The sequence below is a fragment of the Pseudoruminococcus sp. genome (assembly GCF_047012705.1).
Classification (GTDB): Bacteria; Bacillota; Clostridia; order Oscillospirales; family Acutalibacteraceae; genus Pseudoruminococcus.
The window spans coordinates 214,504-226,117 of the sequence record NZ_JBKXNW010000005.1; the positions used below are offsets into that span (position 1 = coordinate 214,504).

The following is an 11,614-nucleotide window of genomic DNA, read 5'->3' on the forward strand; positions in this document are numbered from 1 at the left end:
TTGCCCTACAAGAGCAATTCGCCGCCTTTGTAGAACAGACCGACAAATCGAAATTTATCGTTTTCAATATAAAGAAAAACATAAGGAGAGTGAGATTATATGACCAATTTTGAATTTTTGAGCAGTATATCCGATTACACTTTATTCTCGGCTGCTGCCATCGAAGCCGAAAAGGTCTACTCCACCTCTCCGGCAATGTGTACTGTGGGCTGCCGCAAGGCTTTGGAGCTTGCCGTGAAATGGGTGTATTCCGCCGATAACACGATCAGTATGCCTTATAAGGACAATCTGCAATCGCTGATCCATGAGCCGTCATTCCGTTTTGCCCTCAACAGCCAGACCTGGGGAAAGCTGCCCTTTATTATCAAGCTCGGCAACCTTTCAGTACATACGGAGAGGACTGTCAATAAGGCTGATGCTCTGCTTGCCCTTGAAAGCCTGTTTGAATTCATCGAATGGGTGGACTATTGCTATGGCTCAGACTATCAGGAACGGCACTTTGATCCTGCCCTGATACCTACGGAAAAGATCATTATCGACACCAAAAAGATAAAAGAACAGGAGTCTCTTATTGAGCAGAAGGACAGCGAGATCAAGGCATTACAGGCTAAAATCGCCGAAATGTCGGCATCCCTCACTGCCGGAAAGGAAAAAAAGCAGGAAAGCCGCACCTTTGTTCCTGCCGATCTTTCGGAATTCAAAACCCGAAAGATATACATTGATGTTGACCTTAAATCAATGGGCTGGAAGTTTGGCGGTACCGATGCCGATGTATGGGAAGAATACGAAGTGACCGATATGAACGGTGTTTTCGGACAGAAAGGCTACTGTGACTATGTGCTGTTCGGTCGTGATGGTCTGCCCCTTGCTGTTATTGAAGCAAAAAGGACGAGCAAGGATCCCAATATTGGCAGGAAACAGGCGGTGCTTTATGCCGACTGCTTAGAGCGCAAATTCGGGCGCAGACCCATGATGTTTACCTCAAACGGCTTTGAAACTTACTTCTGGGACGATATGTCCTCTCCACAGCGAAAGGTAAGCGGTTTCTTTACAAAATCCGACCTTGAAAAGCTGATGAACCGCCGTGAAACCCGCAAAAAACTCAGCACTATCCCCATAGATGACAGAATTACGGATCGCTATTATCAGAAAGAGGCTATCCGTGCAGTATGTGAGCATATTGAGGAGGGCTTTCGCAAGGCTCTGCTTGTCATGGCTACCGGTACAGGCAAAACAAGGACGGCTTCAAGCCTGACAGATGTCCTGAGCCGCGGAGGGTATGTTACGAATATTCTTTTCCTTGCTGACAGAACGGCTCTTGTCAAGCAGGCGAAGGACGATTTCAAGAATTATCTGCCTGATATGTCGCTGTGCAACTTATGCAGTAACAAGGATGACAGAAATGCCCGTATCGTGTTTTCGACTTACCCCACTATACTCAATGCTATTGACAGCACAAAGACACAGGACGGAGTGCCGCTGTTTTCTCCTGCACACTTCGACCTGATTATTACGGACGAGAGCCACAGAAGCATTTTCAAGAAATATCGTGCGATCTTTGAATATTTCGATGCGATCATGGTCGGTCTGACAGCGACACCGAAAACCGATGTTGACCGCAACACCTACGATTTCTTTGAGGTAGAGAACGGTGTGCCGACCTATGCCTACGATTACGAAACGGCAGTACATACCGATCATGTGCTTGTGCCATATTATAACTATGAAGTAAAGACGAAGTTTCTTGAAGAAGGTATCACCTACGATGATCTTTCCGATGAGGACAAGGAACGCTATGAGGACGATTTTGCCGAGGACGGCTATGTCCCGGACTTTATCCCCTCGGCAGCGCTGAACAAGTTTGTTTTCAATGAGACTACTGTCGATACCGTCCTGCAAGACCTTATGGAGCGCGGTATCAAAGTCCACGGCGGCGACAGACTCGGCAAAACGATCATATTTGCTCAGAATAAGGAACACGCTGAATTTATCGTGCGGCGTTTTAACTCGCTTTATCCGAAGCTTGGTAACGGACATTTTGCTCAGCGTGTCACCTGTGACGACAACTATGCCCAGACGATCATTGACGATTTCAAAATAGCTGATAAAATGCCTGTTATCGCCGTTTCGGTAGATATGATGGACACGGGCATTGATGTTCCCGAATGTGTCAATCTTGTGTTCTTTAAGAAGGTACGCTCAAAAACTAAATTCTGGCAGATGATAGGCAGAGGCACAAGACTTTGCAAAGAGCTTTCCTGTATTGACAGTATAGACGGCGAATACACGGAAAAATGTCGGTTTCTGATATTCGATTACTGCGGTAACTTTGAATATTTCAGAGAACACAAGAACGGTTATGAAACAGGAGAAACAAAGTCCCTGACAGAAAATATCTTCTGCAAGCAGGTTCGGCTCATATTCGCATTGCAGGATGGTAGTTTCTCCGATGAAGCGTATCAGGATTTCCGCAGACAGCTCACAGATACTTGTCATGGAGGCATCAATGCTCTTTCCTATGACCTTGTATCGGTAAGGCTAAAAATGGAATATGTCGAGAAATTCAAAAAGAACGAGAAATGGGTATCACTTTCCGATATGGATATATCGGAGCTTCAAAAGCATATTGCTCCGCTAATCACTACAAATGACACAGATGAGTATGCAAAGCGTTTTGACAACTTTATGTACGGAATGATGCTTGCAAATATTGATAAGCTGCCCACAATGAATTATCTGAAAAATCAGCTCTGCCTGACTGCTGAAGCATTGGAGCGTAAAGCCACGATACCGCAGGTCAAGCAGAAGCTCACACTTATCAAGGATATTCAGACAGATACATTCTGGGATAACATAAGTATTCTGACGATGGAGAAAGTCCGTCAGGAGCTTCGTGACCTGATGCAGTTCCTCGTTCAAGGTCCGGGCAAGCCCAAGATATTTACAAAGCTTGATGATCCTGTGCTTGACAGCAAGGAGGGTGATGCTCTTGGTGCGGCATACGACTTTGAGGACTATCGCAAGAAGGTCAACCGCTATGTTGAGGAGCATAAGAACGATACTGTTATCTATAAGCTGAATCATAATCTCCCGCTTTCAAAAGGAGATTATGCAGAGCTTGAAAGGATACTCACGCAGGAGCTTGGTAACAGCGAGGATTACAAGCGTGAGTATGGTAACACTCCCTTTGGTCTGCTTATCCGAAAGATAGCAAAGCTCGATCATGACAGTGCTATGTCTGCATTTTCTTCATTTATCAATGACAGCTCGCTCAATCAGAAACAGATCGAATTTATTCTGAAGATCATCAACCATATCGAGAATAACGGTTATATCGAGGATATTAAAATTCTTATGAAACCGCCATTTGATAAGCCCTACAGCTTTATAAAGATGTTTGATTCCAAAACAAGAAATGCTATCCTGCTGACTATTGAGAGTATCAAGAATAATGCTTTGCAGGTAGTGGCATAAATAACAAAATAAAAAACACAGTGCAGTACCTTAATCCTTACTCAAAAGGTACTGCACTGTTTTTTTGTCTTTATCAAACAATATATAAGCGAATTATTCTACAGTGGAATAATCAGAATATCAAATCTGCCCGTTGATATTTATTTTGTTCAGAGGGATATATAGTATACTGTAAGCGTTGCTGTTGCAAACTATATATATGTAAACTTCTGGAGGCGTGAAATCATTATGGACGAGCTTGTTATAACCAAAGAAAGAATAGATGAATTCAAAAAGCACTTGCACTTGGAAGAAAAAAGCGAAAACACCATCGAAAAGTATATGCGTGACATTAAGGCATTTTGGCAGTACGCAGGAACACAGGTGGTGACTAAAGAACTTGCGATAGCGTATAAGGAAAATCTCACCAGACATATCAATCTTCACAATTTATCAGACTATCTGTAAGCCATTATACAGGATAATTCAGGGGTTATTCCTTTTGCAAAGGATTGTTCTCTGGTTTGTCGGAGCGATCATATCAAAGGGCTTCTTTTGGAAGGAAACGGATTTCGTTGCTTTACAAGTGTCTTGATATTGCGTTATGAATTCTGCAACCATCTTGGTATCTTAGATAGCTTTTTCATTCAGTTATTCTTTAATTTTGTAGTATCCAACTTTCCCTTTATCAATGCATAAAATATAGTCACAACATTGCCCGATAAGCTCCGGATCGTGGGTGGAAACAAGCACGGTACTGCCTGACCTTGCCAGATTGGTCAGAAGCTGTCCGACCATTTCCATATGGGAAAGATCAAGCCCGGAGGTGGGTTCGTCAAATAAAAGCAGCTTTGCCCCTGCGGCAACTGCTGATGCTATGGCAACTCTCTGCTTTTGTCCGCCGGAAAGCGCCATAGGGTGTTTATCCTTGTATGGCAGAAGTCCGAGGCTTTCGAGGATAATCTCACAAGCTTTTTCGTTTTTGTCTTTCATAGAAAGCATTACCTCTGCCATAACGCTGTCAGTGAAAAGCTGGTGATTCACGTCCTGCATTACCATATAGCAAAGTTCTGTGCGGTTTTTTCCCTTATACTCTTTCCCATCCATAGTGATAACACCAGGACAATCTCTTTCCAGACCACAGACGCAGCGCAGAAAGGTAGATTTTCCCGTTCCGTTGCTCCCCACAACAGCGATAACGCTGTTTTTCGGCAGTCTGAGCTTCGGGATATTAAGAGTAAGAATATCTTCATCCGCCTGTGTCAGCTTTTTTCTGAAAAAAAGATGCGGTCTGCGCTTATATGTAAAGAAAAAATTTTCGAGTATAACAGCATTCTCCTCCGGCATATCAAGGAAGGATGAGCTATCGTTTTCGCTCGAAAATGTATCTTCCACCGTAAGCGGTCTGAGCCTGAGCTTCTGTATGCTTTCACTGCTTAGTCCCGAAAAATCCTTTCCTGTCCATTCATTTTTTATCCTTCCGTTTTCCATGTGTATGACCCGATCAACGATATCCCTAAGATACCATAGTCTGTGCTCGGAAATAATGATTGTTTTGCCCTGTTTCTTCCATTTGATGATCGTTTCCCTCAGATACTCTGTAGCTGTCCGGTCAAGATTTGCCGACGGCTCATCGAGAAGAATAATGTCGGGAAGCAAGGCAGAAACAGACGCACAGGCTATCTTCTGTTTTTCACCTCCCGAAAGATCGAACAGGCTTTTGCCGAGGAGCTTTTCTATATCAAATTCCTTAACTGTTTCCTGCTTGCGTCTGATTATCTCATCAGTAGCAAGACCGATGTTTTCAGGTCCGAATACGATCTCTCCGTCAGTATCCACAGAAAAAAACTGACTTCTGGGATTCTGAAATACCGTCCCGACTGTGCCGGCAAGCTCATACAGCTCTGTTTCTTTTATATCACGCTCTGCAACGCGGACATTTCCATCAAGCTTACCCTGATAATAATGCGGTATCAGACCGTTTATCAGCCTGATGACAGTAGTTTTTCCCGAACCCGATTCTCCGCAGAGAAGAAGGACTTCTCCTTTTTTTACAGTCAGAGAAAAGTTGTCAAGCAAGCTTTCATCCGAGCCTTTATAACGAAAAGAAACATTTTCTATTTCTATAATATTTTTCATCATACAAAATATTTAAAGATCACAAAGACCGCAGCCGCAGTTGTGAAGCCTGTAATAAGCGATAAATCTGTTGCCCCTATTTTCAGTACTGCTACGCTTGTTCTCTTTATCTTTCCTCCGAGTCCTTTTGTTATTGCTGCTGCGGACAATTCATCCCCGATGTTCACGCATGAAAATAAAAGCGGTATCATTCGATATTCTATCATCTTTAAGACGCTGCCTCCGCCAAAGGCTATCCCGCGCATTTTCATGGCATCACGAATAGAGAAGTATTCTTCCTTTATGGTGGGGAAGAAGCGCATGACAACCGCAAGTGAGATCGTTATTCCGTCGGGAATGTGCATTTTCTGCATGGCGGACACAAATTCGTCAATTTTTGTTGTTCTTATAACATACCATGCCGTTATCATTGCCGGAAGAAATTGTGCGATGATCCCGCAGTAACCGGTAAGCAGAGATTTTATTATACCCGTTGATTCATCCGACAGAAAAAAGAAAGTCAGTATCAATGCGATCGTATACAGCGCAAAGAAACGAAATGCGCTGGCATATCGTTTCTCCGCAATCAGAAGTATTATCGGCACAAGTGTTATGATGATCCTGACTGCCCACAACAGGGGAGTTGTTGCGCTCATCATAACAACAGCCGACACTATAAGTATCATATACAGCTTTGTTCTCGGGTCGAGCCTGATATTCATTAAACTATCCCCGCTTTTTCAAAATGCTTTTTAATGGCTGCCTTTCCGATAAGTGCACCTATGCAGCCAAACACGAAGCAAAGTATGAGCAGTACCGCAATGGTTTTGTAATTTATCGCGCCAAAAAGATTGTCACAGTACTCTGCGGAATAGCCGCCGTCTATGAGATCCTTCCTGTAGGAATCGGCAGTTATTATAACAGGAAAATAATTGGCACATATCCAGAGGCTGAAAATACCGTTGCTCAGGACAGTCTTTTTAAAGCTCTTATAATTACCTGATCTTGCAACGAGATCAGCGATAACTCCCGCAAGTATTATCAGCGGAGCGCCGAGATAGCCCATTCCCGTTACAAACATGATGATAGCGATAAGAACAGACATAATGGTTATCATACCGAATTTTTCCACCTTTGTGTAAAACAACATCATCGGTATGCATCCTACAAGCGGTATCATTACCACATAGGAAACGACTATATAGGGATGGATATACCCAAGCATACCGCAGGCAAACTCAACTACAAATATAATTGCCGTAAAGATACCTACCGTAATAAAATCTTTAACTCCGAGTCTTTTCTTTTCTATCGCATTTTTCTTATTATCTGACATTTTTGTTTCCTCCTGAATCATGCTAATTTCCAGCTCACTGCCTTTTTCCTGCCGGAAATGAAGCTTCTATAAATTCCTTTTTCCTGCATCAGCTTTTCATGACTGCCCTGCTGAACGATTCTACCCTTGTCAATAACGATGATCTGATCTGCATTTCTGACGGTTTTCAGACGGTGAGCTATCATGATGATGGTCTTTTCCTTTGTCAGGTTCTGGATAGCCTGCGTCAGCTCCTTCTCGTTTTCGGGATCAATGTTGGCTGTTGCTTCATCCAAAACAATAACGGGCGCGTCCTTCATTATTGCCCTTGCAATAGCTATTCTTTGTTTTTCTCCGCCGGAAAGCGCCCTGCCTCCTTCACCGACCACTGTATCATATCCGTCCGGGAGAGCCGTTATAAATTCATGGAAGGCAGCTTTCTTTGCAGCGGCGATAACCTCATCCATTGAAGCGTCCGGTCTGCCGAAGCGGATATTATTTGCTATGGTGTCCTCAAACAGATACACACGCTGAAAAACAAAGCTGAAATTCTCCATCAGACTGTCAAAGCTGTAATCCCTTACATTCCTGCCTCCGAGAGTCACCGTGCCCTCCTGCACATCCCAGAATCTTGCGATAAGGGATGTGATAGTGGTCTTTCCTCCGCCGGAGGGACCCACAATGGCAGTAGTGGTTTTCTCTTTTATATCAAGGGTCACATCATCAATGATCTTTCTGTTTTCATAAGCAAAGCTGACATGCTCCAAATGAATGTCGTGGTTTTCCGGTATGATCTCTTCGCCGTCAATATCCATCTGCTGAACGTCAAGTATCTCATTTGCAAGGTCAACGCCCTTTCCGATTATTTTCAGCAGGGCGGTATATACTCCTGCCGCATCAAGGGCTTCAAAGATCATGAACGAGCAAAGCAGCATTGTTATGCAATAGCTAAGCTCCATTGTGCCGTTAAGAAAGAAGAATACGGATGCTCCTGCGATCACAACACCGGCGAGCTTGCTGACAAGATTCTGAACACCCACAGCAGGTATTGCAGCAATCTCTGCCCTGATATCTGCATTTTTCTTTCTGTCTATAGCCTTGTCAAGCCTTGCATTATTCTGACTTACAAGATTATAGTTCCTTATCTCGGCAATACCCTGTATATATTCAAGGATGACGCCGACGATATCTCTGTCCGATTCAAGCTTTTCATCGGCAACTCTTGCAACGCTTATATTTGTCCATTTGTTTACAAGGAAAAATACAAGAATGCTCAGCACCGAAATTATCCCTATCCTCCAGTCAAAAGCAAACATTCCGATGCCGATAACGATGGTCGTGATGCTTCCCTGCAGGACCATCATAACTGCCCTTGTTGCGATGTCTCCGACCTGCTCCATCGTATTCGTTGTCACGGAGGTTATGTGCCCGAGACTGGTATCATTGAAATAACCCATCGGGAGATAGCGCAGATGCTCGCCTATTTCAATCCGTTTTCCTGCGCAGGTGTTGTAGCCTGCCTCTGTCTGGAGCATCTGAGAAAAGCGGTTGACTATCATCTTGCCTATCGTGCTGACAAGCATAAGCCCGATAACAAGCGCAAAGGCTGTACCGTCAATTTTATTCTCAAGCACGGCGCTTATTGCAAAAAACGCAGCCGGAATTTTCATTGCACCAAATATCGCATCAAGAACGCCAAGTACAACGGAAATATAGAATTTATTTCTGTTTTCCCGGCTGCAAAAATCAAAGAATTTCTTCAGCATTGTAAACATCAGACTGCCTCCTTTCCGGAAATATCCTCGTCCTTTGCCATACGGTGGGCATCCCACATTCTGCGGTACAGACTGCATCCCGAGAGCAGCTCCTCATGCTTTCCCTCAGCTTCAATATTGCCGCCGTTTACAACGAAGATCTTATCTGCATCCATAATGGTAGAAAGACGGTGCGCGATAACGATAAGAGTTTTCCCCCTGACAAGCTTTGCCACACTTGACTGTACAAGGGCTTCATTTTCCGGATCGGTATAGGCTGTTGCTTCGTCAAGTATTATAACAGGAGCATTTTTCAGCATAGCTCTTGCAATACATATTCTCTGCCGTTCTCCGCCAGACAAGTGACCGCCTGCGCCTCCCACAATGGTATCGTATCCGTTTTCGAGGCTCATAATAAAATCATGGCAGCCGCTGCTTTTCGCAGCATTTATGACTTCCTCGTCTGCAGCTCCCTTTTTTCCAAGACGGATATTTTCCATGACAGACATATCAAAAAGGTAATTGTCCTGTGCAACATAAGCGATCTGATCGGTGTAATAGTCAAGGGGCAGCTCTTTGATATCTATGCCGCCGTAGATTATCCTGCCGCTGTCGGTATCCCACAAGGAATCTATCAGTCTTGCAATAGTGCTTTTGCCTGATCCCGAAGGTCCGACGATAGCAGTGACCTCACCCTGTCTGATCTTCATATCAACACCGTGAAGCACTTCTTTCTCCTTATAGGTAAAGTGTACATCCTCAAGAACGATATCACATCCGTGCGGTTTTTTTGAAAGAGATGCAGGGCGAACCATATCCTTTCTTTCAAGTATTTCAGTGACCTCTCCGAAAATCGTTTTCATTTTCAGGATATCATCCATATAGGAAAATGCGATAACAAGGGGAGTGATAAGTCCGGCTGAAAGAATTATTCCTGTGATAAAGCCCTCCGCTGACAAGCTGCCGATATTTATAAGCAGCAAACCTACCGGCAGAACACCCAAAAGCGTTGCAGGCATAAACGAAAGACTTCCAGCCTGCCACCAGATACATTTTCTCATCCAGTCAATAAAGCAGTCCGCGCCCTCTTTTGCGGCAGTAACAAATTTTTCATAGGAGCTTTTTGATTTACCGAATGCCTTTATTACCTCAATTCCGTTTATATATTCCACAGCCGTGTCGTTGAGTTTTTTTGTCTTTTCGACTGATATCTCGTAGCCGCCCTTACTTTTTATCATCATTCCGGTCACAAATACAAGACCTATAACGACAGATATAAGATTAGCAAGTCCCAGCCGCCAGTCTATAGTCATAAGATAAATGAACATAACCGCAGGAAGCAGGATGTTTGCCGTGAACTCCGGAACGATATGCGCAAGCGTCGTTTCCATTGAATCAACACGCTCAACAATGATATTCTTGTAGCTTCCGCTGTTGTCATCCAGCACCGAACCTAAGGGAATACGGCTGAGCTTTTCGCAGAGCTGTTTTCTGATACCGCCGAGAACATTGAATGTCCCTATATGGGAAAGCGATGTCGAAAGCGTATGCAAAGTGATCCTTATGACCCAGCAAAGCGCCATAAACAGCATCATCTGCAGGTAATAGCTCCAATCTCTGTTTCCGGCAATAAGCTGTCCCACAACATTAGCGGTAAGCAGATATGGGATAAATGACGCTGCAACGCCAAGTATAGCAAGCAAAACACTGCCGCCGAAACAGATCTTCTTTCTCCCGGCAAATTCAAGCACCCAGGAGAGAGTACTTTTCTTTTTCAAAATCAATCCTTCTTTCTTTTTTGAAATGATAAAACCGCATGCCTCTTTCTTAATGATGATGTATGCAGTGAGTTAAACAACCCTAACTATTATAATTAGATGCAACTAACTTGTCAAGCCTTTAATACTCTTTTTTTTAACAAAATACCTTATTGAAAAACCGGTGATGATATAGTATAATATAGTTAGAGTTATCTAATCAAATTATAGGAGTCATCTTTATGAAATACGGAATAATGGGCGGATTTATTAAATTCGCATTCGCAAAAACGGCATTTGACTATATTGAAAAAGAAATTCCGGGAATGGATATGGTATCCTATAAAAAACGTGTGCAAAAGGAGTACAGGGCAATCGTTGAAAGAACTCTCGGCATCGGCAAAATGAAAGAAAATATGTTTGTAATGACAATGTATGCAGGTGCATTTCTGATCGCACTGTATAAAGAGGCTGACGGGAAGATCAATGAAGAAAAGCTGAAAGGCTTGGTTCGTTCTGCTGCCTACTGTCCGTTGATGGTGAAAGCAAAGAAGGGAAAGAGTGCTTTTACGGACAAGGAGATAGCCACACGGACAAAACAGGCAAAGTGGTCAAGAGATCATATTAAGGAATATCCTATGAACTGGTTTTATTATTTTGAAACAGTCCCGGGGAAGGATGAATATTACATCACGCATAAACAGTGCGGTATCTGCAAGCTGACAAAGCAGGAGCACTGCGAGGAGATCACAAAATATCTGTGCATGATGGATTATTACACCTTTGAGATGCAGGGAGCTGTTCTTGACAGAACAAAAACGCTGGGCTATGGCGATGATGAATGTAATTTCCACCTGATGAGCAGAGAAAGAGACGATGAAACAGGCTTTGTGAAAAGTGCGGATGCAAAGTAAGATACGGAAAATGATAATAAACAGAGGTTGATTGATTTGATCGTTTTACAGCTAATACTATTCTGTGCTGTTTTCACGTTGATGGTAAAGCTTGGTGTCGGAAACAATGCCCTTAACGGACTTTATTTTTATCCGAAGGCTGTGCAGGAAAGAGTTTATGAGCTTGGTCTGACCGACAGACAAACTGTGAAGCGAAAGAGAAAAATATTCATGACGATATTCTTTATTGTCATGCTTGTTGTTCTTCTTCAGTCGGTCATTTTTTGCGGACAGTTCATACATGCTATCCTTTTCTGTTCTCTG

8 protein-coding genes and 1 pseudogene are annotated in these 11,614 nt (G+C 43.3%); 4 read left to right on the forward strand and 5 right to left on the reverse strand.

The window, feature by feature from the left end:
• Positions 1-99: 99 nt before the first annotated feature.
• Positions 100-3,474: a DEAD/DEAH box helicase family protein gene (locus ACLU24_RS06850; protein ID WP_412611304.1), complete on the forward strand. Its 3,375-nt coding sequence runs from the start codon at positions 100-102 to the stop codon at positions 3,472-3,474.
• A gap of 228 nt (positions 3,475-3,702) precedes the next feature.
• A complete protein-coding gene (locus tag ACLU24_RS06855) occupies positions 3,703-3,921 on the forward strand; it encodes a phage integrase SAM-like domain-containing protein (protein ID WP_412611306.1) in 219 nt (72 codons plus the stop codon).
• Positions 3,922-4,104: 183 nt separating this feature from the next.
• Here ACLU24_RS06855 and ACLU24_RS06860 read toward each other — a convergent pair whose 3' ends face one another.
• From ACLU24_RS06860 to ACLU24_RS06880, 5 genes are read right to left on the reverse strand one after another with little or no spacing between them, the layout of a single operon-like run.
• Positions 4,105-5,595, reverse strand: a complete 1,491-nt coding sequence (locus ACLU24_RS06860) for an ABC transporter ATP-binding protein (RefSeq protein WP_412611309.1) — start codon at positions 5,593-5,595, stop codon at positions 4,105-4,107.
• Positions 5,592-6,293, reverse strand: coding sequence for an energy-coupling factor transporter transmembrane component T (locus ACLU24_RS06865; protein WP_412611311.1), 702 nt, complete (start codon positions 6,291-6,293; stop codon positions 5,592-5,594). Before ACLU24_RS06865 ends, ACLU24_RS06860 begins: the two co-directional genes overlap by 4 nt.
• Positions 6,293-6,907, reverse strand: coding sequence for an MptD family putative ECF transporter S component (locus ACLU24_RS06870; RefSeq protein ID WP_412611313.1), 615 nt, complete (start codon positions 6,905-6,907; stop codon positions 6,293-6,295). Before ACLU24_RS06870 ends, ACLU24_RS06865 begins: the two co-directional genes overlap by 1 nt.
• Positions 6,908-6,924: 17 nt before the next feature.
• Positions 6,925-8,661 (reverse strand): ABC transporter ATP-binding protein, encoded by a 1,737-nt coding sequence (locus tag ACLU24_RS06875; RefSeq protein WP_412611315.1) that lies wholly within the window; start codon positions 8,659-8,661, stop codon positions 6,925-6,927.
• A complete protein-coding gene (locus ACLU24_RS06880; RefSeq protein ID WP_412611316.1) occupies positions 8,661-10,418 on the reverse strand; it encodes an ABC transporter ATP-binding protein in 1,758 nt (585 codons plus the stop codon). The genes ACLU24_RS06875 and ACLU24_RS06880 overlap by 1 nt, the downstream gene beginning before the upstream one ends.
• A gap of 221 nt (positions 10,419-10,639) precedes the next feature.
• Between ACLU24_RS06880 and ACLU24_RS06885 the strand changes: the two genes are divergently transcribed.
• Together ACLU24_RS06885 and ACLU24_RS06890 are read left to right on the forward strand one after the other, a co-directional pair.
• The gene (locus ACLU24_RS06885) at positions 10,640-11,311 is read left to right on the forward strand and encodes an L-2-amino-thiazoline-4-carboxylic acid hydrolase (RefSeq protein ID WP_412611318.1); all 672 of its coding nucleotides are present in this window, start codon (positions 10,640-10,642) and stop codon (positions 11,309-11,311) included.
• Positions 11,312-11,347: 36 nt separating this feature from the next.
• Positions 11,348-11,614, forward strand: a pseudogene (locus tag ACLU24_RS06890) (hypothetical protein); the annotation flags it as partial.